18 protein-coding genes are annotated in these 24,043 nt (G+C 77.3%); 9 read left to right on the top strand and 9 right to left on the bottom strand.

All coding sequences use genetic code 11. The features are described from left to right. The first annotated feature begins 7 nt into the window (after positions 1-7). Positions 8-766 carry a ferritin-like fold-containing protein gene (locus tag GY42_RS07460; protein ID WP_046528855.1) on the top strand — a complete coding sequence of 253 codons (759 nt, stop codon included), beginning with the start codon at positions 8-10 and terminating at the stop codon, positions 764-766. A 47-nt stretch (positions 767-813) separates the two neighbouring features. Here GY42_RS07460 and GY42_RS07455 read toward each other — a convergent pair whose 3' ends face one another. Together GY42_RS07455 and GY42_RS07450 are read right to left on the bottom strand one after the other, a co-directional pair. Further along, the gene (locus GY42_RS07455) at positions 814-1,041 is read right to left on the bottom strand and encodes a DUF3107 domain-containing protein (protein ID WP_046530681.1); all 228 of its coding nucleotides are present in this window, start codon (positions 1,039-1,041) and stop codon (positions 814-816) included. Positions 1,042-1,103: 62 nt separating this feature from the next. Continuing rightward, positions 1,104-1,772, bottom strand: coding sequence for a TetR/AcrR family transcriptional regulator (locus GY42_RS07450; RefSeq protein WP_046528854.1), 669 nt, complete (start codon positions 1,770-1,772; stop codon positions 1,104-1,106). An 85-nt stretch (positions 1,773-1,857) separates the two neighbouring features. Between GY42_RS07450 and GY42_RS07445 the strand changes: the two genes are divergently transcribed. Continuing rightward, a complete protein-coding gene (locus GY42_RS07445) occupies positions 1,858-5,088 on the top strand; it encodes an ATP-dependent helicase (protein ID WP_046530680.1) in 3,231 nt (1,076 codons plus the stop codon). Further along, positions 5,085-8,495: an ATP-dependent helicase gene (locus GY42_RS07440; RefSeq protein WP_046530679.1), complete on the top strand. Its 3,411-nt coding sequence runs from the start codon at positions 5,085-5,087 to the stop codon at positions 8,493-8,495. The genes GY42_RS07445 and GY42_RS07440 overlap by 4 nt, the downstream gene beginning before the upstream one ends. A 148-nt stretch (positions 8,496-8,643) precedes the next feature. Here GY42_RS07440 and GY42_RS07435 read toward each other — a convergent pair whose 3' ends face one another. Next, positions 8,644-9,579 carry a phosphotransferase gene (locus GY42_RS07435; protein ID WP_046528853.1) on the bottom strand — a complete coding sequence of 312 codons (936 nt, stop codon included), beginning with the start codon at positions 9,577-9,579 and terminating at the stop codon, positions 8,644-8,646. Positions 9,580-9,917: 338 nt separating this feature from the next. On the opposite strand from GY42_RS07435, the gene nudC reads away from it, so the two are divergent. After that, entirely contained in the window at positions 9,918-10,952 is a 1,035-nt protein-coding gene (gene nudC / locus GY42_RS07430; protein WP_082131709.1) for an NAD(+) diphosphatase, read from the top strand. 27 nt (positions 10,953-10,979) lie between these two features. Here the strand turns inward: nudC and GY42_RS07425 are convergent, their stop codons facing one another. Further along, entirely contained in the window at positions 10,980-11,240 is a 261-nt protein-coding gene (locus tag GY42_RS07425; protein ID WP_046528852.1) for a mycoredoxin, read from the bottom strand. Between the two features lie 121 nt (positions 11,241-11,361). Between GY42_RS07425 and GY42_RS07420 the strand changes: the two genes are divergently transcribed. Both GY42_RS07420 and GY42_RS07415 read left to right on the top strand, forming a co-directional pair. Further along, positions 11,362-13,371, top strand: coding sequence for an ATP-dependent helicase (locus GY42_RS07420; RefSeq protein ID WP_046528851.1), 2,010 nt, complete (start codon positions 11,362-11,364; stop codon positions 13,369-13,371). A 412-nt stretch (positions 13,372-13,783) separates the two neighbouring features. Further along, entirely contained in the window at positions 13,784-14,125 is a 342-nt protein-coding gene (locus GY42_RS07415; protein ID WP_046528850.1) for a WhiB family transcriptional regulator, read from the top strand. A 72-nt stretch (positions 14,126-14,197) separates the two neighbouring features. Here the strand turns inward: GY42_RS07415 and GY42_RS07410 are convergent, their stop codons facing one another. Together GY42_RS07410 and GY42_RS19600 are read right to left on the bottom strand one after the other, a co-directional pair. Then, positions 14,198-15,244: a ThiF family adenylyltransferase gene (locus GY42_RS07410; RefSeq protein ID WP_046530677.1), complete on the bottom strand. Its 1,047-nt coding sequence runs from the start codon at positions 15,242-15,244 to the stop codon at positions 14,198-14,200. A gap of 142 nt (positions 15,245-15,386) precedes the next feature. Continuing rightward, the gene (locus tag GY42_RS19600; RefSeq protein WP_087509199.1) at positions 15,387-15,545 is read right to left on the bottom strand and encodes a DUF5679 domain-containing protein; all 159 of its coding nucleotides are present in this window, start codon (positions 15,543-15,545) and stop codon (positions 15,387-15,389) included. 194 nt (positions 15,546-15,739) lie between these two features. Between GY42_RS19600 and GY42_RS07405 the strand changes: the two genes are divergently transcribed. After that, on the top strand, positions 15,740-16,402 hold the full coding sequence (locus tag GY42_RS07405) for a M48 metallopeptidase family protein (RefSeq protein ID WP_046528849.1): 663 nt from the start codon (positions 15,740-15,742) through the stop codon (positions 16,400-16,402). Positions 16,403-16,469: 67 nt separating this feature from the next. On the opposite strand, the gene GY42_RS07400 is transcribed toward GY42_RS07405, so the two are convergent. After that, positions 16,470-17,903 (bottom strand): zinc-dependent metalloprotease, encoded by a 1,434-nt coding sequence (locus GY42_RS07400; protein WP_046528848.1) that lies wholly within the window; start codon positions 17,901-17,903, stop codon positions 16,470-16,472. A gap of 149 nt (positions 17,904-18,052) precedes the next feature. Between GY42_RS07400 and GY42_RS07395 the strand changes: the two genes are divergently transcribed. Beyond that, positions 18,053-19,222: a YlbL family protein gene (locus tag GY42_RS07395; RefSeq protein WP_236686742.1), complete on the top strand. Its 1,170-nt coding sequence runs from the start codon at positions 18,053-18,055 to the stop codon at positions 19,220-19,222. A 35-nt stretch (positions 19,223-19,257) separates the two neighbouring features. Here GY42_RS07395 and GY42_RS07390 read toward each other — a convergent pair whose 3' ends face one another. Beyond that, positions 19,258-19,836 carry a PPA1309 family protein gene (locus GY42_RS07390; RefSeq protein WP_046528846.1) on the bottom strand — a complete coding sequence of 193 codons (579 nt, stop codon included), beginning with the start codon at positions 19,834-19,836 and terminating at the stop codon, positions 19,258-19,260. A 119-nt stretch (positions 19,837-19,955) separates the two neighbouring features. Between GY42_RS07390 and GY42_RS07385 the strand changes: the two genes are divergently transcribed. Continuing rightward, positions 19,956-22,985: a UPF0182 family membrane protein gene (locus tag GY42_RS07385; RefSeq protein WP_046528845.1), complete on the top strand. Its 3,030-nt coding sequence runs from the start codon at positions 19,956-19,958 to the stop codon at positions 22,983-22,985. Positions 22,986-23,115: 130 nt separating this feature from the next. On the opposite strand, the gene GY42_RS07380 is transcribed toward GY42_RS07385, so the two are convergent. Further along, entirely contained in the window at positions 23,116-23,991 is an 876-nt protein-coding gene (locus tag GY42_RS07380; protein ID WP_046528844.1) for a LysR family transcriptional regulator, read from the bottom strand. Between the last annotated feature and the right edge of the window lie 52 nt (positions 23,992-24,043).

The raw sequence follows: 24,043 nt of genomic DNA, 5'->3' as shown, positions 1-24,043 counted from the left end.
TCGCCGGATGACCTCCAGCGCCGGCAACGCCAGCTCCCTGCGCCCCGAGGGCGCGGCGGAGGACCGCTCCGCCAACCCCGGCAAGGACGCGTCGACGGCCCGCGCGGCCGACGCGATCGAGGTCCTCGGGCTGGTCGCGAGCCTCGAGCACCAGGCGTTCGCGCGGCTCGCGACCGACAGCGCGCAGGCGCCGGGGCTCGAGCAGGCCCTCGTGCTGAGCCGCCTCGCGGCACGGTGCACCGAGCGCCGCGACCGGGTCCTGGCCCGCATCGACGAGCTCGGGGGCGACGGCGTGGCGGCGCTGGGGCGCTTCGTCGGCCTGCTCGACGACTTCGACGCCCGCACGCCGCCGACGTCGTGGGCCGAGCGGCTGCTCAAGGCGTACGTCGGCTACGGGGTCGCGGACGACTTCTGCCGCGTCGTGGCACGCGGCCTCGACGACGCGTCGGCGCGCCTCGTCGCCGAGGTCCTCGACGACGCGTCGCACGGCGAGCTCGCGGTGCGCGAGCTGGACGAGGCGTGCGCGGGCGACGACGTGCTGTCGTCGCGGCTCGCGCTGTGGGGGCGCCGCCTGGTCGGCGAGGCGCTCGGGGTCGTGCAGCGCGTGGCGCAGCGGCCCGAGGTCGCGCGCGTGCTGAGCCGCGCGGGTGGCGCGGACGACGCGGCGACGGCCGCGGCGCCCGTCGAGCAGGTGCCGGCCACGGTCTTCAACGAGCTCACGGCCGAGCACACGCGGCGCATGTCGCGCCTGCACCTGACGGCCTGAGCCGACGAGCGGGCCGGCGCCCGGGCGAGCCGGACGCCGGCCGGGGGTCAGATGGAGCCGAAGCCCACGCGCCCCTTGGTCTCGGCGCCGATCTCGACGAAGCCGAGCGCCGCGGTCGGGACGATGACGCGACGACCGCGCGTGTCCGTCAGCTCGATCGTCGGGGTCTTGTCGGTCAGCGCGGCCTGCACGACTGCGGCGACCTCGTCCGCCGTCAGGTCGGACTCGAGCGTCAGCTCGCGCGCCTGGTGCTGCACGCCGATCGTGATCTCCACGGGCACTCCCTCGTCGACACGTTCGTCCGGCACTGCGGTGCCGGGCGGGTTCGTCGTCGATCCTAGGCGCCCTCGTACGGGTAGTCCGGGCGGACGAGCCCGGCCACGCCGCGCCACTGCAGGTCGGTGACGAGCCCGACGACCCGGTGCGCGTCGCGACCCCCGCCGTGGCGCAGCCAGTACGTCGCGGCGCCCTGCGCGCTCGCGACGAGCGCGGCGGCCAGCACGTCGGCGTCCGGGCGGTCGCGCCCCGTGACGTCGACGAGCACGTCGGCGATGCGGTGCGTGACCACCGCGGTGGCGTGCTCGACGCGGCCGCGCACCTGCGCGTCGCGCGTGACGTCCGACTCGAACAGCAGCGACGACGACTGGCCGGCGACCTGCACGAACGCGAGGTACGCCTCGACGACGGCCGCCACGACGGCACGGCCCTCGCCCCGGCCCAGCGGACCGGCCTGCAGCGGTGCGACGGCGTGCTCGACCGCCGCGAGCAGGCCCGCGCCCTGCTCGTCGACGACCGCGAGGTACAGGTCGAGCTTGGACGGGAAGTGCCGGTACAGGACGGGCTTGCTGACCTCGGCCCGCACCGCGATGTCGTCCATCGACACGTGGTGGAAGCCCTCGGTCGCGAACAGCTCCAGCGCCGTGGCGAGCAGCTGCGACCGACGCTCGGCGCGCGCCATGCGCCGCGCGGGCGGGCGGTCCGCGGCTGCGTCGTGGGCGTCGACCATCCGCACAGGGTAGCCACGGCCGGTGACGTCCACCGGGCGGCGACCGTGCGCCGGGATGTCGGTGCGCCGTGATGGGATCGGCACCGTGACGACCGCACCGACGACCCGGCTGGTGGCCGCGCCGCTGGTCGAGCACGAGGCGCTCGGCCGGGGGGCGCGGCCCGTGCTCGACGCGCGACAGCAGGAGGCCGTGGACCACGCCGCGACAGGCGCGGCGCGGGCGCTGGTCGTCACGGGTGCGCCCGGCACGGGGCGCACGACCGTGGCGCTCGAGGCCGCCGCCTCGGCCGTCGAGGCGGGGCTCGCCCCCGACGACGTGCTGGTGCTGGCCGCGAACCGTCGCGCCGCCGGCGAGCTGCGGGACCGGCTCGCGGTGCGGCTCGGCCGCACCGCCGGGCGGCCTCTCGTCCAGACGCCCGCGGCGGTCGCGTTCGCGGTGCTGCGCGCGCGGGCCGGCGCGCTGGGCGAGCCCTCGCCCGTCCTCGTCTCGGGCCCCGAGCAGGACCTCGCGCTCGCCGAGCTGCTGGCCGGGCACGCGGCCGGCGACGTCACGGGACCGGCGTGGCCGCCGGGCGTCCCCGACGTCGCGCTCGGCACGCGCGCGTTCCGTGACGAGCTGCGCGACCTGCTCATGCGCGCGGCCGAGCGTGGCCTCGCGCCGTCCGACCTCGCGGCCCTCGGGCGCCGCGAGGGCCGCCCGGCGTGGGTCGCCGCCGCGCGCGTGTACGAGGAGTACCTCGACGTCATGGCGCTGGCCGCCGCGACGCCCGACGCGGGCGAGCGGCTCGACCCGGCCGTCGTGGTCGACGCGGCCGTCGCCGCGCTGCGCCGCTGGGACGACGACGTGCCCGGCGTCCCGTGCCCGAGCCGACGCCTCGTCGTCGTGGACGACCACCAGGAGAGCACGGCGGCGACCGCGCGCCTGCTCGGGGCGTTCGCCGACCGCGGCGCGCGGCTGCTGCTGCTGGGCGACCCCGACGTCGCGGTGCAGACGTTCCGCGGCGCGCAGCCCACGCTGGTCGCGCGCGCGCTCGCGCCCGCCCCCGACGGCCTGGGTGCCGAGCACGTCGTGCTCGGCACGGTGTGGCGCCAGACCGCGCCGCTGCGCGAGGTGACCGCCCGGGTCGCCGAGCGCGTGCCGGCCGCCGGGACCGTGGCGCACCGCCGCGCCGAGGTGCCCGCGGACCGCGCCGCGGGCCCCGCGGCGCGCGTCGCGATCCTGCCGAGCGCGGCGCAGGAGGCCGCGTGGGTCGCGCACCGGCTGCGGCGGGCGCACCTGCAGGACGCCGTGCCGTGGGACGACATGGCGGTCGTCGCGCGCTCGGGCGCACGCGCGACCGCCGTGCGCCGTGCGCTCGCGCAGGCCGGTGTGCCCGTCCGCGTCGTCGGCAGCGACGTGCCGCTGCGCGACGAGCCCGCCGTGCGTCCGCTGCTCGACGCGGTGCGCGTCGTGCTCGACGCGGCGGCGCTCGACGCCGACGTCGCGACGCGGCTCGCGTGCTCGCCGCTGGGAGGGCTCGACGCCGTCGGGCTGCGCCGCGTGCGACGCGCGCTGCGGGCCGAGGAGCTCGCGGGCGGCGGCGGCCGGTCGAGCGACGCGCTGCTGGTCGAGGCGCTGGCCGAGCCGGGCCGCGCCGCGACCCTCGAGCCGCACGTCGGGCGCCCCGTCGAGCGGCTCGCCGGGCTGCTGCAGGCCGGCCGGGAGGCCGCGGCGGCGCCCGGTGCCGACGTGCAGGCCGTGCTGTGGGCCGTCTGGGACCGCGCGGGGCTCGCCGAGCCGTGGCGGCGCACCGCGCTCGCGGGCGGTGCGGCGGGCGAGCGCGCCGACCGCGACCTCGACGCGGTCCTCGCGCTGTTCCGTGCGGCCGAGACGTTCGTCGAGCGCCTGCCGCAGGCCACGCCCGCGGCGTTCGTCGACTGGGTGCTCGCGCAGGACCTCCCGGCCGACTCGCTCGCACCGGCGTCGCGCGCCGCGGGCGTCGGCGTCCTGACGCCCGCGGGCGCCGCCGGCGCGTCCTGGCGCGTGGTCGCCGTGGTCGGCGTGCAGGACGGTGCGTGGCCCGACCTGCGCCTGCGGGACTCGATGCTCGGGGCGCAGACGCTCGCCGACGTGCTCGACGGCCGCGCGACCGACGGTCCCGACGACGAGCGCGCGCGTGCCGCGCGCGCGGCCGTGCTCGCCGACGAGCTGCGCGCGTTCGCGCTCGCGTGCTCGCGTGCGCGCGAGCTGCTGCTGGTGACGGCCGTCGAGGACCAGGACGCGACCCCGTCGCCGTTCGTCGACCTCGTGCAGCCGGGCGGGGACGACGGTGCGCCCGACCCGCGCCGGACCAGCGCCCCGGCGCCGCTCGACCTGCGAGGGCTGGTGGCGCGGCTGCGCGCGACGCTCGAGCGTGCGGCGGCCGAGGGGCGCGAGGACGTGGCCGCCGCGCGCACGCTCGCGCGCCTCGCGGCGCACGGCGTGCCCGGGGCCGACCCCGCGCAGTGGTTCGGGCTCGCCGACCCGTCGAGCGACGCGCCGCTGTGGCCCGAGGGCGCGAAGGTCCCCGTGTCGCCGTCGCGGCTCGAGACCGCGCAGCGCTGCGCGCTGCGGTGGGCGCTCGAGGCGGCCGGCGGCACGCCCGCGTCGTCCGCGCAGCAGTCGCTCGGCACGCTCGTGCACGCGATCGCGCAGGAGCACCCCACGGCCGACCTGCCGACGCTGCGCGCCGAGCTCGACCGGCGCTGGCACGAGCTGGCGCTGGGGGAGGGCTGGCCGTCGGTCGCGGCGCGCCGCAAGGCCGACGCGATGCTCGTGCGGCTCGCGGCGTACCTGCGCGCGTCGGGCGAGCCGCTGCTCGTCGAGGGCGCGTTCACGCTCGAGACCGACCGCGCGGTCGTGCGCGGCTCGATCGACCGGGTCGAGCGGGCCGTGGCCGTGGCCGAGGCCGACGGCGGCGCCGAGGCGGTCGAGGTCGTCGACCTCAAGACCGGCTCGCGCGTGCCGACGCTCGCGCAGGCCGCCGAGCACGCGCAGCTCGGCGCCTACCAGCTCGCGGTCGACGCGGGTGCGGTGCCGGGCCTGCCGGACGGCGCACGGAGCGTCGCCGCGCGGCTCGTGCACCTCGCGCAAGGGTCCGGCGGGCCCACGCAGCGCCGCCAGGACGGGCTGGGGCCCGAGGACGACGGCCCGAGCTGGGCGCGTGCGCTCGTCGACGAGGTCGCGGGGAGCATGGCCGCCGCGAGCTTCGAGGCTCGCGGCAACGAGCTGTGCGACCGCTGCCCCGTGCGCCGCTCGTGCCCGCTGCGCGGCGAGGGCGGGCAGGTGGTCGCGTGAGCACGCTGTCGGCGCCGCGGATCGCGCAGCTCGTGGGGCAGCACCCGCCGACCGACGAGCAGCGGGCCGTGATCGAGGCCCCGCTGCGGCCGTCGCTGGTCGTCGCCGGCGCGGGGTCGGGCAAGACCGAGACCATGGCCGCGCGCGTCGTGTGGCTCGTCGGCAACGGGCTCGTCGCACCCGAGCAGGTGCTGGGCCTGACGTTCACGCGCAAGGCCGCCGGCGAGCTCGCCGAGCGCGTCCGGCGCCGGCTGCGCGCGCTCGTGCGCGCGGCCGCCGCGGAGGGCGTGACGCTGCCGGCGGGCGCGGCGGTCCTCGACGAGCTCGCGCGGCCGCACGTGTCGACGTACCACGCGTACGCGGCGTCGCTCGTGTCGGACCACGCGCTGCGGCTCGGCGTCGAGCCGGGTGCGCGGCTGCTGGGGGAGGCCGCGCAGTGGCAGCTCGCGTCGCAGGTCGTCGAGTCCTGGGCGGGGGACCTCGAGACGTCGGCCGCCACGTCGACCGTCGTCGACGCCGTGCTCGCGCTGTCGGGTGCGCTCGACGAGCACCTGCTCGACCCCGCGCAGGCGCGTGCAGGGATCGACGCGATCGTCGCCGACCTCGAGGCGACGCCGGCGGGGACCCCGCCGCGCGCGCCCTACGCGCGCGTGCGGGACCTCGTCGCGTCGCTCGGCGAGCGGTCGCGCGTGCTGGACCTCGTGGCCGACTACCGGGCGCGCAAGCGCGCGGCCGACACCCTCGACTTCGGCGACCAGGTCGCGCTCGCGGCCCGTATCGCCCGCGACGTGCCCGAGGTCGGCGCCGGTGAGCGCGAGCGCTACCGCGTGGTGCTGCTCGACGAGTACCAGGACACGTCGTACGCGCAGCTCGTGCTGCTGCAGGCGCTGTTCTCGGGCGGGCACCCGGTGACCGCGGTCGGCGACCCGCACCAGTCGATCTACGGCTGGCGCGGTGCGAGCCCCGGCGGGCTGTCGCGCTTCCCGGCCGCGTTCCCGGTGGTCGGCGGCGACGCCGCGCGACCGACCGACCGCCGCCCGGCGGACGTCGCGCAGCTGTCGACGTCGTGGCGCAACGACACGGCGGTCCTCGACGCGGCGAACCACGTCGCGGCACCGCTGCGGGCCGCGGGCGCGCGCGTCGACGTGCCCCGGCTGGCCGCGCGCCCGGGTGCCGGCACGGGCAGCGTGCAGGCCGTGGTCGCGGCCACGGTCGAGGACGAGGCCGACGCGGTGGCCGCGTGGCTCGCGCCCCGGTGGCGGCCCGGCAGCCACCCCGCGGGGCGGCGGACGGCCGCGGTGCTGTGCCGCAAGCGCTCGCAGTTCGAGCCGCTGCGGCGCGCGCTGCGGGCCGCGGGGCTGCCGGTCGAGGTCGTGGGGCTCGGTGGTCTGCTCGCGACGCCCGAGGTCGTCGACCTCGTCGCGGTGCTGCAGGCCGCGCACGACCCGACGCGCGGCGACGCCGTGGTCCGGCTGCTCACGGGCGCGCGCACGCGCCTGGGGGCCGCCGACCTGCACGCGCTCGGCGACTGGGCGCGCCAGGGCGCGCGCGTCGGCGGCCGGGTCGCGCAGGTCGACGGCGTCGAGGCCGACGTGGTCGACGAGCGCAGCCTCGTCGACGCGCTCGACGACCCGCCGCCCGCGGGGTGGCGCAGCCCCGCGGGGCGCTCGCTCACGCCCGAGGGTCGCCGTCGGCTCGTCGACCTCGCGGGCGTGCTGCGGGCCGTGCGCGCGCAGCAGGGCCTGTCGCTGCCCGAGCTGGTGAACGAGGCCGAGCGGCTGTTCGGCCTCGACATCGAGGTGCAGGCGCGTGCCGACACGACGCCGGCACGCGCACGCGCGCACCTCGACGCGTTCGCCGACGTCGCCGGCGAGTTCGCGCGCGGCGCCGACCGCCCGACCCTCGGTGCGTTCCTCGCGTGGCTCGAGGCCGCCGACGCGCGCGAGGACGGCCTCGAGCTGCCCGTCACCGAGCCGGACCCCGACGCGGTGCAGGTCATGACCGTGCACGCGTCGAAGGGCCTGGAGTGGGACGCCGTCGCCGTGGCGGGCCTGGTCGACGGCGGGCTGCCCGCGACGCCGATGCTCGGCAAGGACGGGCCCAAGGACTCCGCGTGGCTCACCGGGCTCGGCGTGCTGCCGTACCCGCTGCGCGGCGACGCCGACGACCTGCCGCAGCTCGCGTGCGGCGGTGCGGAGTCGCCCAAGGAGCTGGCCGACCGGCTCGAGCGGTTCCGCCTCGACGCAGGCGACCACGAGGTGGCCGAGGAGCGGAGGCTCGCGTACGTCGCCGTGACCCGCGCGCGCGAGGACCTCCTGCTCTCGGCCGCGTACTGGGGCGACCCGAAGGCGCCGCGCCGCGTCTCGCCGTTCCTCACCGAGCTCGTCGACGCGGGGCTCGTCGACGTGGTCGCGCGTGCCGACGAGCCCGAGGCCGGCGCCGAGAACCCCCGTGCCGCGCGCGTCGCGGTCGCGACGTGGCCCGCGGACCCGTTCGCGGTGGACGGTGCCGCGCCCCGCCGGGACGCCGTGACCGCCGCGGCTGCCGCAGTCCGCGCGGCCGCGGACCGGCTGCGTGCCGAGCAGGACGGCGCGCCGGCGCCCGGTCCGCCTCCGGCCCCGGGCGCCGAGGACTGGGACGCGCTCGCCGACCGGCTGCTCGCCGAGCAGGCCGCACGGCGCCGCGGCGACGGCCGCGTCGCGCTGCCCGCGCATCTGTCGGCGTCGTCGCTCGTGCGGCTCGACGCGCAGCCCGAGCAGTTCGCCCTCCACCTGCGGCGCCCGGTGCCGCGCGAGCCGTCGCCGCAGGCCCGCCGCGGCACCGCCTTCCACGCGTGGGTCGAGGCCTGGTTCGGGCAGGCGACGCTCGTCGACGTCGACGACCTGCCGGGCGCGGACGACGACGTGCTGCCGGGGGACCCCGACCAGACCGAGCTCCGTGCGGCGTTCCTGCGGACCCCCTGGGCGCACCGCGCCCCGGTCGCGGTCGAGGTCGACGTCGAGACCACGATCGGGGGGTACGTGCTGCGCTCGCGCATCGACGCGGTCTTCCCGGACCCCGACCGCCCCGACGTGCCCGGCGCGGTCGTCGTCGTCGACTGGAAGACCGGATCGCCGCCGTCCGATCCCGTCGAACGCGCGTCGCGCGAGCTGCAGCTCGCGGTCTACCGGATCGCGTGGGCCCGGTGGACGGGCGTCGAACCCGACGTCGTCCGTGCGGCGTTCTGCTACGTCGGTGCGGGCGTCACCGTCGTGCCCGACGACCTGCCCGGCCCCGACGAGCTCGCGCGGCTGCTCGCCGCCGCCGCGCCCACGTCCGACGCCGCGTCGGGCGAGGCGTCCGAGAGCCAGGGGCGAGCCGCACGGTCGCGAGCCCGACGCGGCGCCCCGCCCGTGCGTCGTCGCTAGACCGACCGGCCCGTGCGTCGTCGCTGGACCGACCGGCCGGATGCGCGCGGCCTCGCCGACGGCGTGCCCCGAGCGCGGTCCGCGTCGCCGCTGACGGTCCGGGCGTCGGTCCGGGCCGACCGTCGGACGGTCGTCGGCCGGGCGAGGGTCAGTGGGCGGCCGCGGTCTCCTCCGCGCGCGTGTGCTCGTCGAGGTCGTGCAGCATCTGCACGGCGTCGTCGACGACGTCCTGCTGGTGCGTGCGCACGCCGTGCAGCAGCCACCGCGCGAGCGCGAGCTCGCCGGCCAGCAGCGCGCGGTCGGCCAGGTGCGGGTCGGTCAGCTCGGTGCGACGCAGCAGGTACGCCTCGAGGATCGCGTCGACCGCGTCCTGCGGGGCCGCGACGAGCAGCCACGACAGGTCGTCGGCCGGGTCGGCCACCATCGCCGACCCCCAGTCGAGCACGCCCGCAACCGCGCCGTCCTGCACGAGCACGTGGTCGCTCGACAGGTCCCCGTGCACGACCGTCGGCCGGAACCGCCACATCGCGACGTCCTCGAGCATCTGCTCCCACCGGCGCAGCAGCGAGGCGGGCACGAGCCCCGTGCGGGCGGCCTCGTCGACCTCCGCCTGGCGGCGCTCGCGGTAGCCCGCGGCGTCGTACACCGGCAGTCCCGCGTTCTCGACCACCGACGTCGGCAGCTCGTGGACGGACGCGAGCGCGCGCCCCACCGCGGCCGCCAGACCGGGGCCCGGGCGCAGGGTCTCGAGCCGCAGCGGACGTCCCGGCACCTCGCGGTGGACGCACGCGCGACCGCCCTCGGGCAGGTGCGCGAACCCCGCCGGGCGGGGCACCGCGAAGGGCAGCCGGCCGTCGTCGGCGAACGGCCCGAGGGCGTCGAGCAGCGCGACCTCCGCCTCGAGGGCGGCGCCCGCGACGGCGTGCTGCGGCGCGCGCACGACCCACCGCTGCCGCTGCGCGTCGATCACGACGGCCACGTCGAAGTCCGTGCCCGGCTGCAGGGGCCGGCGCACGTCGTACGCGTCGAGGCCCGGCAGGGCGACGGTCGCGAGGGCCGCGAGTGCGAGGGGCGAACGGGTCACGTGCGTCAGGGTAGGACGCCGTACGGCGTGTCCCGTGCGGCGCGCCCCCGCGTGTCGGCGCCCGGTTCGTCCGGGACGCCCGTCTCGACCGCGTCGTCCCGGCGGGGCGTCGCGGTGCCGGACGGACCGGCTCGGTCCGTCCGGTCCGGTCCCGTGCCGTGCCATCCGGCCCCGTAGCGCGCCGTGCCGTCCGGTCCGGTCCCGTGCCGCGCCGCCCGGCCCCGTGCTGCGCCGTGCCGCCCGGTCCGGCCCCGCGCCGCCGCGCCGTTCGGACCGTGCGGTCCCGTCCCGTCCCGTCCCGTCCCGTGCCGCGCGGTGCGCGGCGTAGCGTGACGGACGTGACCCGTCCGGCCCCCGTCCCGTCCGCCCCCGCCCCGCCCGCCCTCGTCGACCTGCCCCTCGCACGCGCGTCCGTCGACCGTGCCGCGGAGCTGCGTGCGCTGCCCGGCGCGCTCGACGACGCGCGCGCCGACCCGCGCACGCGCGTGCTCGCGGTGCGTGACGGCGGGCTGCTGCTCGACGACGACGCGCACGTGCGCTGGCTCGACCCGGCGGGTGCGGCCGCGCTGCTCGCGGTCGGGCGCGAGGGCGCGGCCGGCGCGGCACCGGCGCCCGAGCCCGACGACGCGTGGCTGCTGCTCGGCGCCGAGGACGACGGCACGCGCGTGCTCGCGGTCCGGCTGCCGGACGCGCACCCGCTGCCGGCGGGCGGCGAACCCGCCGACGTGCTCGTGCACCTGCCCGACGGGCCCGTCGCGCGGTCGGGCTGGCGCTCGCTGCGCGTGGTCGGCGCGCTGCTCGACGCGCACGACGCGGGGCTCGCCACGACCGCGGTCGCGCTCGACGCGTGGCACGACCGGCACCCGCGGTGCCCGCGCTGCGGCGCGCCGACGCGCACCGCGCAGGCGGGCTGGTCGCGCGTGTGCGACGTCGACGGCTCGGAGCACTACCCGCGCACGGACCCGGCCGTGATCATGGCGGTCGTCGACGCCGACGACCGCCTGCTGCTGGGCCACGCGGCGGCGTGGCCGGCGGGCCGGTGGTCGACGCTCGCGGGCTTCGTCGAGGCGGGTGAGGCCGCCGAGCAGGCCGTGCGCCGCGAGGTGCACGAGGAGACCGGCGTCGTCGTGGGCGAGGTCGAGTACGCAGGCAGCCAGCCGTGGCCGTTCCCCGCCTCGCTCATGCTCGGGTTCCGCGGGCGCGCGACGACGACCGACGTCCGCGTCGACGGCGTCGAGATGGCCGACGCGCGCTGGTTCACGCGCGCCGGGCTCGCGGCCGCGGTGGACGCGGGCGACGTGGTGCTGCCCGGCGGGGCGTCGATCGCCCGCGCGCTGATCGAGCAGTGGTACGGGGGCCCGCTGCCCGGCTGACGTCCGTGGCTCGGCCCGGTGGGACGGTCAGAGGCCGAGGCGCTCGCGGACCTCGGCGAGCGACGGGTTGGTCGCGGCGGAGCCGTCGGGGAACACGACGGTCGGCACGGTCTGGTTGCCGCCGTTGAGCGACTCGACGAGCTGCGCGGCGTCCGGCGTCTGCTCGATGTCGACGACGTCGTAGGCGATGCCGGCGGAGTCGAGCTGCGTGCGCAGCCGGTGGCAGTACCCGCACCACGTCGTCGAGTACATCGTCACGGTGCCGGGTGCCGGGGTGCTGGTCGTCATGGTTCCTCGCAGGTGGCTCACGGTGCCGACGGCGGTGCTGCGTCGTCGTCCCTCGATCCTCGCACGCGCGCCGGGAGTCGGCGGCCCCGGGTGTCGGCGGGTGCTGGGAGACTGGTCGACGATGTCCGCCGACTCCCTCCTCGACGCGCTCGACCCCGAGCAGCGTGCCGTCGCCACCGCCCTGACGGGCCCCGTCTGCGTGCTCGCGGGCGCGGGCACCGGCAAGACCCGTGCGATCACGCACCGCATCGCGTACGGCGTCCGCACGGGCGTCTACCGCCCCGCGTCGGTGCTCGCCGTGACGTTCACGGCACGCGCCGCGGGCGAGATGCGCGTCCGCCTGCGCGACCTGGGGGCGAGCGGCGTGCAGGCGCGCACGTTCCACGCGGCGGCGCTGCGCCAGCTCGGGCACTTCTGGCCCAAGGTCGTCGGCGGCGCGCCGCCGCGGCTGGTCGAGCAGAAGGCCACGCTGATCGCCGAGGCCGGGCGCCGGGTGGGCGTGGGCGTCGACCGCGTCGCCGTGCGCGACCTGTCCGCCGAGGTCGAGTGGGCCAAGGTGTCGCTCGTCACCGCGGAGGACTACGAGCGGGCGGCCGCGGCGGCGCGGCGGCCGACGCCCGCGGGTCAGGACGCGCAGGCCGTGGCGCGCCTCATGGCGGCGTACGAGGACGTCAAGACCGAGCGCGGCGTCATCGACTTCGAGGACGTGCTGCTGCTGCTCGCGGCGATGCTCGCGCAGCGCGGCGAGGTCGCGGAGGAGGTGCGCGCGCAGTACCGGCACTTCGTGGTCGACGAGTACCAGGACGTCAGCCCGCTGCAGCAGTACCTGCTCGACCAGTGGCTCGGCGGGCGCCACGACGTGTGCGTGGTCGGCGACCCGAGCCAGACCATCTACTCGTTCGCGGGCGCGACGCCGCACCACCTGCTGACGTTCGGCCGGCACCACCCCGGTGCGCGGGTCGTGCGGCTCGTGCGCGACTACCGGTCGACGCCCCAGGTGGTCGACCTCGCCAACCGCGTGCTCACCGCGACCCGGCGTCCGTCGGACCCCGTGCCGCTGCACCTCGTGGCGCAGCAGCCCGACGGCCCGCCCGTGCGCTTCACGGCCTACGAGGACGACGAGGCGGAGGCCGCCGGGATCGCCGCGCGCGCCGCGCGCCTCATCGCGGCGGGCGTGCCGGCCAGCGAGATCGCCGTGCTGTACCGGACCAACGTGCAGTCCGAGGCGTTCGAGCAGGCGCTCGCGGCCGCGGGCGTGGGGTACCAGGTGCGCGGCGGCGAGCGGTTCTTCTCGCGGCGCGACGTGCGCGACGCGCTCGTGCTGCTGCGCGGCGGGGCCCGGTCGGCGGATCCCGACGTGCCGCTCGGGCAGACCGTGCGCGACATCCTGACCTCGGTCGGCTGGGCCGCGCAGGCGCCGGCCGCGCGCGGGGCCGCACGGGAGCGGTGGGACGCGATGCAGGCGCTCGTGGGTCTCGCCGACGACCTGGTGGCCGCACGCGGCGACGTGACGCTGGCCGACCTGGTCGCCGAGCTCGACGACCGCGCGGCGTCGCAGCTCGCGCCGACGGTCGACGGCGTGACGCTCGCGTCGCTGCACGCCGCCAAGGGGCTGGAGTGGGACGCGGTGTTCCTCGCCGGGATGTCCGACGGCCTGCTGCCGATCTCGCTCGCGCAGACCGAGGCGGCCGTGTCCGAGGAGCGGCGGCTGCTGTACGTCGGCGTGACCCGGGCGCGCACGCACCTCGAGGTCTCGTACGCGGCGTCGCGCACGCCGGGGTCGCGCTCGACGCGCAGCCGCTCGCGGTTCCTCGCGGGGCTGTGGCCCGGCGACCGCGTGCGGCTGGGCGCGCGCCGCACGACCGCGGTCGCGGACCCCGAGGTCCTCGAGCGGCTGCGCGGCTGGCGTGCGCGCGTCGCCGACGAACGGGGCGTCGCGGCGTTCCGCGTGCTGCCCGACGTCGCCCTGGAGGCCGTCGCGGCCGCGATGCCGTCCACGCCCGCGGACCTGCGGCACGTCCAGGGGCTGGGTGCGACGCGGCTGCGCGAGTACGGCGAGGAGCTGCTGCGGGTCGTCGCGGACGAGGACGATCCGGACGCCGCGAGAAGTGCTCGGACGAAGTTGCGGTAATTCGCTTGTGACGTCTCGACGGGCCCCCCTACTGTGGTCCCGTCCTTGTTCGCGGGGTGCTGCCGAAGAGGCGGGACCCCTCCCCAGAGAGGAGGTGGGTGCACAGATGAAGACCACGACGATCGTGATGTCGGCGACGCAGCACGCGTACGCACGGACCCTTGCGCCCACTTTCGGCTTCCAGGGGATCGCTCTGCCCATCGTCGGGCAGAAGTTCCGTCAGCGTCCCGCGACGTCCCGCACCGATCTTCGACACAGGACCCCGTAGCAGCAGCCACGCACGGCGTGCAGGCCGCGGAGTCCGACCCCTTCGGATCCGCGGCCTTTCTCTTGTCCTCCGGCAGTCGCCGGGGGTGAGCGGCCCGGCATCCGGTTCCCCCAGCTCACCCCGCAAGGACACCAGGAGGACATCGTGCGGCTCACGACGCTGCTCGACACCGTGAACCAGGGCGGATCCGGCCCCTGGCCCACCGGCAGCACCGCGACGACCGATGCGCAGTTCGACCAGATGGTCGCCGAGCTCATCCCGTGCCGCTCGGGCGACCCCGAGCTGTGGTTCGCCGAGCGCCAGGCCGACGTGGAGCGCGCCAAGGCGCTGTGCCGCGAGTGCCCGCTCATCGAGGGCTGCCTGGCCGGCGCCGTCGAGCGGGCCGAGCCGTGGGGCGTCTGGGGCGGTCAGGTCTTCGTCGGTGGTGTGGTCGTCCCGACCAAGCGCGGCCGCGGCCGGCCGCGCAAGGACGCCACCGCCGCCTGAGGCCGGACGGCCACGGACGTGCCCGCCCACGGCACCCACCAGCACCCGCCCATGACGCCGGGCCGCACGAGGTCACGCCTCGCGCGGCCCGGCGTCCGTCGTCCCCGGTGGCGTCACGCACCCGCACGCCGGGTGCGTGGCCCAGCGGCGCTCGCGCGCGACCAGGTCCGGCAGCGCGAGCTCGACGCTCGCCGAGCAGAGCGCCGGGACGGTCCCCGCGAGCAGGGCGAGGACCTGTGCCGCGGCGAGCGCGGCCGCCGCGCCCGCGAGCACGCCGACCTCGGTGACCGCCGGGGCGCGGGCCGAGGTGAGCGACCGCAGGACCGTCGGCCACGCGGGGTCGACGTCCGTGCGGTGCAGGTCGAGGCACCGCAGGCACGGGTCCAGGCCGGGCCGGACCACGGGGCCGACGATCGCGTCGGCGTCGCGCACGACGACCGGCACGTGCGGCACCTGCGCGCTCATGAGCAGCATCGCCCGCCCGGGGTCGGCCGCGTGGTGCTCCACCACCACGACCACGTCCGGCTCGGCGTCGCCGTCGACCCGGACGCCGGGCACGGCGTCGCGCAGCGCGCGGGCGGCGGCGAGCGCGCGGGGCGTGCCGACGTCCGACCAGCGGTGGGTGCCCGCGACGTCGGCGGGGGACACGGGCGCGTCGTCGTCGAGCAGCAGCGTGCCGACGCCCGCGACGGCGAGGTGCCGCGCGACGCCCAGGCCGGTGGGGCCCAGGCCCACGACACCCACGACGGCGTCGGCACGTCGCGCGACCACCGCGTCACCGCCGCCGTCGACCGCCAGCAGGGACCACGCGCGTGCGTCGGCGCCCGCGGGCCCCGCGGTGCCGGGCCCCGGCGGGGGCACCCGGGTGAGGCCCGCGCGTCGCAGGTCGTCGACCGTCGCGGCCACCGACGCGGGGTCGGCGCCGGCGTCCCCGGCCCGCGCGGGCAGCGCCGTCAGGTCCGTGGTGGCGTCGACCGTCGACCACAGCGCCGCCTCGGCGGGCGGCAGGTCGACCAGCCGCACGGCCCACCGGGGGTCGAGACCGACCTGCACCTCGCGGTCGCCGCGGGGCAGCACGGGCAGGCCGGGACGCAGCTGGAGGGGTGCCGGTCGTCGCATGCCGGACACCCTGGCAGTGCGCGACGTCGGCCGTCGGCGCCCGTCCACAGGGGACACCCCCCCGGGAACGACGAGGGCACCGTCGCCGTGCGACGGTGCCCTCGTGCCGCCACGGACGTGCCGCGGCGCGTGCGTCGGTGCGTCAGGCCTTGCCGAGGATCCGGTTCAGCTTGGTGCCGCAGACGGGGCACGTGGCCTTGGCCATGCGGCGCCCCGACTCCGAGACGACGACCTCGCCCTCGGTCTCGCGCTTCTCCTTGCACTTCACGCAGTAGAACTCGCCTGCCCAGGTGTCGGCCATGTGGTCCCTCCTCGTGCTCGTCACCGGGCGGTGGCATCGCGCCCGGGGCAGGGACCGTGATCGGCCGCCGTGCGGTCACACAGTAGTGGTCGCCCCCGCCGTGCACGTGCGCGTCGGGGTGCGCCGCGCACCCGCGCGCGGGTGAACCGGGGAGTCGGGCCCCGTCGCGGGGTGCGGCGCGCTAGCGTGCGGGGGTGCCGACTTCGCGCGAGGCGACGCCGCGCGCGCGAGCGCGCCGTGACGCCGCGCCGCCCGCGGCTCCCGACGCCGCCACGGGCGGTCCGCTCGTCGAGGTCCGGCGGTCGCGCCGCCGCTCGCGCACGGTGAGCGCGTGGCGCGAGGACGGTCGCACGGTCGTCGCCATCCCGGCGCGCTTCACGCGCGCGCAGGAGCGTGAGTGGGTCGGGCGGATGGTCGAACGGCTCGCGGCGCAGGAGCGCCGCCGCCGCCCGTCCGACGCGCAGCTCGCGGCGCGCGCGACCGAGCTGTCCCGCCGGTACCTGGGCGGGCGGGCGGTGCCGACGAGCGTGCGGTGGTCGACCAACCAGGGCCGGCGCTGGGGCTCGTGCACGCCGTCCGAGGGCACCATCCGGATCTCCGACCGCGTGCGGGGCATGCCGCGGTGGGTGCTCGACTACGTGCTGCTGCACGAGCTCACCCACCTGCTGCAGCCGGGGCACGGCGAGGCGTTCTGGGCCGAGCTCGAGGCGTACCCGCACACGCAGCGCGCACGGGGCTTCCTCGAGGGGTGCGCGTTCGCGCGCGACGGCGCCGAGGGGCCGCGCGACGACGGGGACGACGAGCCGTCCGACGACCCGGCCGTGACGGACGAGGTCGGCGCGGTGCCCGACGCCTGACCAGGCCGTCCGCCCCGTGCGGCGGGCGGCGGGTCGCCGACCCGCCCGCGCCCGCCGCCGTGGGCCGTCAGCCCGCGGGGCGGTCCTCCGGCGCGTCGCCCGACGCGCCGTCCGCGTCGTCGAGGATCTGCGCGAGCGCACGGTCGAGGTCGGCGGACTCGTCGACGGCGGCCCGCCGGCGCGCGTCGTAGCCCGCCGGGTCGTCGAGGTCCTCCGACGTCGGGACCAGGTCGGGGTGCGCCCAGACCGCGTCGCGCCCGTCGATCCCGCGCGTCGCCGCGAGGTGCGCCCACACCGTCGCCGCGTCGCGCAGGCGCCGCGGGCGCAGCTCGAGCCCGACGAGGCTCGCGAACGCCTGCTCCGCCGGACCGCCGGCGGCCCGGCGCCGCCGCACCATCTCCCGCAGCGGCACGGCGTGCGGCAGGTGGGGCGTCGCGGCCGCGGTGGCGACCTCGTCGACCCAGCCCTCGACGAGCGCGAGCGCGGTCTCGAGGCGTGCCAGCGCGGCCTGCTGCGCGGGCGTCGTCTGCGGTGCGAACACGCCGCCCGAGAGGGCCGCCTGCAGCGCGCTCGGGTCGGTCGGGTCGATCGACCGCACGGCGTCCTCGAGCTGCTCGACGTCGATCGTGATGCCCCGTGCGTACTCCGCGACGGCGTCCAGCAGGTGCGCGCGCAGCCACGGCACGTGCGCGAACAGCCGGCTCGCGGCGGCCTCCCGCAGCGCCAGGTACAGGCGCACCTCCTCCAGGGGGGTGTCCAGCCCCTCGGCGAACGCGTCGACGTTGGCCGCGACGAGCGCGGGCGCGGGCCGCTCGAGCAGCGGCAGGCCGATGTCGGTCGTGCCGAACGCCTCGCGCGCGAGGGTCCCGGCGGCCTGGCCGACCTGCAGCCCGAACACGGCCGAGCCGATGCCGCGCAGCAGCTGCGACGGGTCGGCCGCCGCACCGCCGGGCAGCCCGCCGGGGAGCGCGCCGCCGAGCTCGCCGAACGCGGGGCCGAGCGCACCGGCGAGCGCGGTCGACAGCGACGTCGCGACCGGCTCGGTCAGCACGCGCCACGTCGGCAGGGTCGCCTCGACCCACTCGGCGCGGCTCCAGGCGTGCGTGGCACCGGTCGACGGCGGCAGCTCGGTCGCGGCGTCGAGCCACAGCTCGGCCACCGACAGCGCGTCGCGCACGTCCTTGACGCGACCGGGCGACAGCGACGGGTCGCCGCCGAGCGCGGCCTGCTGACGCGCCAGGTCGTGGGCCATCTGCCAGTTCACGGGCTGGTCGCCCGAGGCGGCGAGCATGCGCTGGACCTGGGCCATCGCCTGCTGCAGCGCGGCCGGGTCGGTGGGCAGGCCCGAGGCCGCGGCCATCGCGGCGGGGTCGACGCCGAGCTCGCGCATCTCGCGGATCGCGTCGTCGGCCGCGGGTCCGAGCATCGCGCGGAGCATCTGCTCCCACTGCTGGGGGCCGGCGCCGTCGGGGCCGTCGGTGGAAGGGACGTCGGGGCTCATGCGTGCCTCCTGGCGCTGCCGGGGAGATCTCACGGTAACCGCGTGGCCTGTGCGAGGGCGCCGTCGGGGGGTCGGGTTCGCTGACGGCGCACACGCGCCGCCCCGTCGTCCGCGCGGCACGCACGGCGGGGTGGTGGATGATCGGTCCCGTGCGAGACCACGAGCCCACGCCCGACCCCTCCGGCGCGTCGCAGGACGCCGTCGCCCCCGGGGCGGGCGGCACCGCGGACCACGCCGCGGACGCCGTCGCGCGCCTCGCGACGACGCCGCGCGCGCTCGTGCTGTCGTTCGGGATGCTGGTGTCCGCGGTCCTCGCCGGCGTGCTCGCGGTCGTCCCGGCGCCCTACGCCGTGAACAGCCCGGGGCCGACGCGCGACGTGCTGGGCGAGGTCGACGGCGAGCCGCTGATCCAGGTCACGGGCGCCGAGACCTACCCGTCGAGCGGCGAGCTGCGCCTGACGACCATCTCGGGCACGGGCGGCCCGGGCTTCCCGACGTACCTCGCGAACGTGCTGCAGGGCTGGTTCTCGCCGTCCTCGGTCGTGCAGCCGGTCGAGGCCGTGTACCCGCAGGACGCGACGCGCGAGCAGATCGACGAGTCGAACGCGGGGGCGATGGTCTCGTCGCAGGAGAACGCGACCGTCGCGGCGCTCGCCGAGCTGGGCTACGAGGTCCCGGCCACGCTCGTGGTCGCGGGCACCGTCGAGGGCACCGACGCCGAGGGGCGCCTCGAGGAGGGCGACGTCATCACCGCGCTGGACGGCCGGCCGCTGCCCGACTACCAGACCCTCGTCGAGCGGCTCGCCGACCTCGAGCCGGGCACGACCGTCACGCTGACGGTCACCCGGCACGGCGCCGCCGTGGACGTGCCGGTCGTCACGGGCGAGCGCGAGGACGGGGGAGCGCAGATCGGCGTCTACATCGACCCGTCGTTCGACCTGCCCGTCGACGTCGAGATCAACATCGAGGGGATCGGCGGCCCGAGCGCCGGCACGATGTTCGCGCTCGGGATCGTCGACCTGCTGACGCCCGAGGACGAGGCGAACGGCCAGGACATCGCCGGGACCGGCACCATGGACGTCACGGGCGCGGTCGGCCCGATCGGCGGCATCCGCCAGAAGCTCGCGGGGGCCGCGCGCGACGGCGCGACGTGGTTCCTCGCGCCCGCCGCCAACTGCGACGAGGTCGTCGGCCACGTGCCCGACGGCCTGCGGGTCGTGCGGGTCGCGACGCTGCACGAGGCGCGCGAGGCGGTGGTCGCGATCGGCGCGGGGACGGCCGACGACCTCCCGACCTGCACCGCGGCCGCCGCGGGCTGACGCCCCGGACCGCCGGGGCCCGCCGGCAGCGCCCGCTACAGCAGCGTGGCGCGCACGGCCTCGACCAGCCCGGGGACGAGGTCGGGTCCCTGACCGACGGCGTCGTCCGCGTCGTGCGCGCGCGTGCGCACCGCGCACCACGCGGGACCGCCGCGGAGCACGCCGACCGCGAGGCGCACGTCCTGGCGCTGCGGGTGCGCCAGGAGCGCCGTGAGGGCCGCGTCGGGGTCGGACGGCAGGTCCTCCTCCGCGCCCGGGGGCAGCACGACGCGCTCGACCGTGACGGCCGCGCCGTCCACCGTCGCGGGCCACGACAGGCCCCCGAGCAGGCGCTCGAGGTCCTCGGCCGCGGGCACGCCCTCCTGCTCGACCGACGTGAGGTGCTGGTCGTCGGCCCGCGCGGCCTCGAGCACCTCGGGGGCGAGCTGCTCGGCGAGCCCGGGCTCGGCGGCCAGCGCGGCCTGCGTGCGCACGAGCGCGAACACGCGCACGGGGGCGTCCCAGCCCGCGGTCGCGACGTGGTGCTCGATCTCGCGCACCGCGTCGGCGAGCGCGCGGGTCGCGCGGTCCTCGGGGCTGCTGGCGGGCTCGGGGGGAGTCGAAGGCGTGCTCACGCGACCATCGTCGCACCGTGTGGGAACCTGGGACGCGCCGGGCCCGTTGCCACGGTGGGCGCTCACGCCCGCCCGAGAGCCCACCCGCACCGCCGACCGACGACGAGGACCGCCACGCCGTGACCTTCGCCTCCCCGCCCCGCCCCCGACCCGCCACGCCGCGCCGGCGCGGCCCGCTGGTCCCGACCCTCGTCACGCTCGCCGCGCTCGTCGTCGTGCTGCTCGTCCTCGCGCAGGTGTGGACCGAGGTCATGTGGTTCTCGCAGCTCGGCTTCCTCGAGGTGCTGCGCACCGAGTGGGTGACGCGCGGTCTGCTGTTCGTCGCCGGGTTCGCCGTCATGGCGGCCGGCGTCGGGTTCTCGCTGCGCTTCGCGTACCGCGCCCGCCCCGTGTACGCGCCGTCGACGCAGGAGCAGGCGAACCTCGACCAGTACCGCGAGGCGATCGAGCCGCTGCGCCGGCTCGTGCTGATCGTCGGCCCGGTCGTGCTGGGACTGTTCGCGGGCGGTGCGGCGTCGCAGCAGTGGAGCACCGTGCAGCTGTGGATGCGCGGCGGCGAGGTCGGCACCGTCGACCCGCAGTGGGGCATCGACCTCGGCTTCTACCTGTTCACGCTGCCCGGGCTGCGCTTCGTCGTGTCGTTCCTCATGGCCGTCGTGGTGCTGTCCGGGATCGCGGCGCTCGCGACGCACTACCTGTACGGCGGCCTGCGCATCGGCGGCGGTCAGGGCACGCCGCGCACGACGCGGGCCGCGCGCGTCCACCTGTCGGTGCTCGGCGCGCTCGTGCTGCTGCTCGTCGCCGCGAACTACTGGCTGGACCGCTACTCGATCCTCACCAAGCAGCAGACGGGCGAGCAGCGCTGGCAGGGCGCGGGCTTCACCGACGTCAACGCCGTGATCCCGTCGCGCGCGATCCTCGCGGTCGCCGCGATCGTGGTCGCCGCGGCGTTCGTCGCGACCGCGTTCTCCGGCAACTGGCGCCTGCCCGCGATCGGCGTGGGCCTCATGGTGGTCGCCGCGATCGTCGTCGGCGGCGTGTACCCCGCGATCGTCCAGCGGTTCCAGGTGCAGCCGAACCAGCAGGACGCCGAGTCGGACTACATCCAGCGCAACATCGACGCGACGCTCGCGGCGTACGGGCTGGAGGACGTCGAGACCAGCGAGTACGACGCGAACGTCACGGCCGAGCCCGGCGCGCTGCGCGCGAACGCCGAGACGACCGCGTCGATCCGCCTGCTGGACCCGAACATCGTGTCGCCGTCGTTCAAGCAGCTGCAGCAGATCCGTGGCTTCTACAGCTTCCCGGACTCGCTCGCGGTGGACCGCTACACGATCGACGGCGAGAGCCGCGACACCGTGATCGCCGTGCGCGAGCTCGACCAGAACGGCCTCAACGCGGGCCAGCGCAACTGGACCAACGACACCACGGTGTACACGCACGGCTTCGGCGTCGTCGCCGCGTACGGCAACACGCGCGGCGCGCGCGGCGCACCGGCGTTCTGGGAGGGCGGCATCCCCTCGCAGGGCCAGCTCGGCGAGTACGAGCCGCGCATCTACTTCGGCCAGCAGTCGCCGACGTACTCGATCGTCGGCGGCCCCGAGAGCAGCAACGGCTGGGAGTTCGACTACCCGGACGACGAGGGCGGGCAGGGGTCGGTGCAGTACCGGTTCCCGACGCAGGACGTGTCGGCCGGCCCGTCGGTCGGCAACCTGTGGCAGAAGCTGCTGTACGCGCTGAAGTTCGGTGACGAGCAGATCCTGTTCTCGGAGCGCGTCAACGAGCACTCGCAGATCCTGTACGACCGCAACCCGCGCGACCGCGTGGCCAAGGTCGCGCCGTTCCTCGACCTCGACGGCCGCGTGTACCCCGCGGTGGTCGACGGCCGCGTCAAGTGGATCATCGACGGCTACACGACGTCGGACCAGTACCCGTACGCCGCCGTCCGGTCGCTCGAGGACGCGACGACGGACTCGCTCACCGAGCGCAGCGCGAGCGTGCAGGCGCTGCTGCCCAAGCAGGTGAACTACATCCGCAACTCGGTGAAGGCGACGGTCGACGCCTACGACGGGTCGGTCGACCTGTACGCGTGGGACGCCGAGGACCCGATCCTGCAGGCCTGGACCGAGGTCTTCCCGACGACGCTCAAGCCGATGTCCGAGATCTCGGGCGACCTGATGAGCCACATCCGGTACCCCGAGGACCTGTTCAAGGTGCAGCGCGCGCTGCTGGGGCAGTACCACGTGACCAACGCGGCCGAGTTCTTCTCGGGCAACGACTTCTGGCAGAACCCCGCCGACCCGACGGTCACCAACTCGGACGTCCCGCAGCCGCCGTACTACCTGACGCTGCAGATGCCGGGCGAGGACCAGGCGCGGTTCTCGCTGATGTCGACGTTCATCCCGGGTGGTTCGACGGCCCGCAACGTGCTGACCGGGTACCTCGCGGTCGACGCCGAGGCCGGCAACACCCCGGGCGAGGTCGCGGAGGACTACGGCAAGATGCGGCTGCTCGAGCTGCCGCGCGACTCGACCGTGCCCGGTCCCGGCCAGGCGGCGGCGAACTTCACGGCCGACCCGACCGTGTCCGAGCAGCTGAACATCCTGGCGCGCGGCGACTCGACCGTGCGGCGCGGGAACCTGCTGACGCTGCCGGTCGGCGGTGGTCTGCTGTACGTCCAGCCGGTGTACGTGCAGGCCTCGGCGGGCACGACGTACCCGCTGCTGCAGCGCGTGCTCGTGTCGTTCGGCGACGAGATCGGCTACGCCGAGACGCTCGACGGCGCGCTCGACCAGGTGTTCGGGGGTGACTCGGGCGCGGACGCGGGTGACGCGGGCGCGCCGGACCCGGGCACGGGCGTGGACGCGGAGGCGCCGGACAGCGGCGAGGACGGGGCCGTGCAGCCCACGCCGACGCCGACGGCCGAGCCCACCGACGGTGCGACGCCCGCGCCGCCCGCCGGCGGCGGCACGACCAGCCCCGACGCGCGCGCGGCGCTCGACGAGGCGCTGAGCCGGGCGCAGCAGGCGATCCGCGACAGCCAGGCCGCGCTGGCCGACGGCGACTTCGCCGCCTACGGCGAGGCGCAGGCCCGGCTCGACCAGGCCATCCAGGACGCGGTGGACGCCGAGGGCGGCCTCGGCGGCTGACGCCCCTGACGTCTGCTGACGTCGCGCGACGGAGCCCGGGACCCCACGGTCCCGGGCTCCGTCGCGTCCAGGGCGGGACGGGGCCGCGCGACGCGAACCTCCGGGGGAGCGTCGCGGGCGGAGGGTCGGGTCAGCGGTGCGTCGCGTCGACGGGCCGGTCGTCGGTGGCGGCGACGAGCGCGTGCACCAGCGGGTGCCACGGGCGGTGCTGCGGGCCCGAGAGCACGAGCTCGCGCACGAGCCCGGGGCGCAGCGGGCGCATGGTCAGCTCGGGCGGCAGCATCGTGCCGCCGAGCGCGGGCATGACCGAGACGCCGATGCCCTCGGCCACCATCCGGATCATCGTCGCGAGCTCGTGCACGCGCTGCGCGACGCGGAACTCCAGGCCCGCGTCGGCGTGCATCTGGCGGACCTGGGGCTCGCACCCGCCCGCCGAGACGAGCAGCCCGTCCTCGTGCAGCTCGGCGAGGTCGATCGCGGGCTCGGCGGCGAGCGGGTGGTCGGCGCGCACGAGCGCGCGGAAGTCGTCGCGCGCGACGAGCCGCGACCCGGGTGGTGCCGGTGCGGGGTCGACGAGCACCGCGGCGTCGACCGTGCCCTGCTCGAGCCACGGGACCAGCTCGTCGTCGGCGCCCTCGAAGACCTGGACGCGCACGTCGGGCAGGTCGCGCGACCAGCGCTGCAGCAGCCCGGGCAGCAGGCCCTGGCACACCGTGGGCACCGCGGCGAGGCGCACGGTGCCGACGTGCCGTCGCGCGGCGCTCTCGGCGACGAACGCGTCGGCCGACGCGAGCGCGGCGCGCGCGTGCGGCAGCAGGCGCTCGCCGAGCCCCGTGGGGCGCGCGGGTGCGGCGCGCTCGACGAGCCGCCCGCCGGCCTCCTTCTCGAGCGCCGCGATCGCGTGCGACACGCCCGACTGGCTCACGCCCAGCGCCGCCGCGGCGTCGGTGAAGGAGGCGTGGTCGCACACGCCGACCAGGACGCGGAGCTGGGCGAGGGTGGGCATGAGAAGAACCTATCGGGACATGACGGTGATGAGTTCGACTCATGTGGGTGCG

The sequence above is a fragment of the Cellulomonas sp. FA1 genome (assembly GCF_000986825.1).
GTDB classification, from domain to species: Bacteria; Actinomycetota; Actinomycetes; order Actinomycetales; family Cellulomonadaceae; genus Cellulomonas; species Cellulomonas iranensis.
This window is presented reverse-complemented; position numbering and strand designations above follow the sequence as displayed.

Bases quoted from the DNA above. Each gene is read 5' to 3' on its own strand.
- GY42_RS07460 (WP_046528855.1), top strand. From the start codon at position 8: ATGACCTCCAGCGCCGGCAACGCCAGCTCCCTGCGCCCCGAGGGCGCG.
- GY42_RS07450 (WP_046528854.1), bottom strand. From the start codon at position 1,772: ATGGTCGACGCCCACGACGCAGCCGCGGACCGCCCGCCCGCGCGGCGC.
- GY42_RS07425 (WP_046528852.1), bottom strand. From the start codon at position 11,240: ATGACGACCAGCACCCCGGCACCCGGCACCGTGACGATGTACTCGACG.
- GY42_RS07420 (WP_046528851.1), top strand. From the start codon at position 11,362: ATGTCCGCCGACTCCCTCCTCGACGCGCTCGACCCCGAGCAGCGTGCC.
- GY42_RS07410 (WP_046530677.1), bottom strand. From the start codon at position 15,244: ATGCGACGACCGGCACCCCTCCAGCTGCGTCCCGGCCTGCCCGTGCTG.
- GY42_RS19600 (WP_087509199.1), bottom strand. From the start codon at position 15,545: ATGGCCGACACCTGGGCAGGCGAGTTCTACTGCGTGAAGTGCAAGGAG.
- GY42_RS07400 (WP_046528848.1), bottom strand. From the start codon at position 17,903: ATGAGCCCCGACGTCCCTTCCACCGACGGCCCCGACGGCGCCGGCCCC.
- GY42_RS07380 (WP_046528844.1), bottom strand. From the start codon at position 23,991: ATGCCCACCCTCGCCCAGCTCCGCGTCCTGGTCGGCGTGTGCGACCAC.